This window comes from Streptococcus cristatus (assembly GCF_003943535.1).
GTDB lineage: Bacteria > Bacillota > Bacilli > Lactobacillales > Streptococcaceae > Streptococcus > Streptococcus cristatus_L.
In genome coordinates this window covers 1-902 of the sequence record NZ_RJPU01000029.1, presented here as the reverse complement: position 1 = coordinate 902, position 902 = coordinate 1, and the positions used below count along the sequence as shown (strand labels likewise).

The 902-nt window shown below is 46.2% G+C and carries 1 protein-coding gene; it reads right to left on the bottom strand.

The window, feature by feature from the left end:
* Positions 1 to 897: mucin-binding protein (locus D8790_RS10645; RefSeq protein ID WP_446677484.1), on the bottom strand; the 897-nt coding region annotated here is incomplete at its 3' end.
* Positions 898 to 902: the final 5 nt, after the last annotated feature.

Here is a 902-nt window from a genome sequence, read left to right as displayed (position 1 = left end):
TGTACCTTGACGAAGAGTAACGGTGAAGGTTTGATCCTTCTTATCGTCATTATCGAAGGTCTTAGGTCCTGCGAACTCATCCGTTACAACTTCGTAGCCCTTGTCTGTCAATTCTTTCAGACGAGCTGCGTAGTTAGTTGTACCGATTGGCTCACCTGACTTACCGCTTTCGACAACCTTGGTCAATTCCTTATTACCGTCAGTTTGGTCTACGAAGCTGATAATCGCTTTTTGACCATCCTTCACGTAATTGATTGGTGTGTCCTTAGTTGGATCACTTGGAACTGGTGGTGGGTTGTANCCCTTGCTTGGATCGCTCGGATCTTTCGGTGTCAATGGNGTTGTNCCATCTGGGCCTACTGGTGTAGTTCCTGGTACATGTGGAATCACTGGAAGATCAGTACCTGGTTTGCTTGGATCTGTTGGATCGTTTGGATATGGAAGGTTTGGTACTTTTGGAAGTCCGTCTGGTACATTTGGTACGTATGAACCAAGTTTGCTGTACTTAACTGTTTCTTCGCTATCCTTATCATCAGGAGTTACTGTCTTCGCTGCGACATTGGCCTTATCTGCCACGAATCCAGTTACGACTGGTGTAGCTTCTTGAGCCAATTCTTTCGTAGCTGGTGTCCATGCACTGAAGGTTTCCTTACCAGTTACACGGTTACGTTCACCTGTACGTGTGAAGGCTGCTTCTTGAGTCACAGGAGCTTTCAGAGCTGGACGACCGGCTGTCTCACCATCTGCGTATTCGTACTTGATGGTACGCGATACTTTCTTGTTGAGCTTAGCTGGGTCTGTAATCTTCTCTGTACCTTGACGAAGAGTAACGGTGAAGGTTTGATCCTTCTTATCGTCATTATCGAAGGTCTTAGGTCCCTTAAACTCATCGTTCACTACTT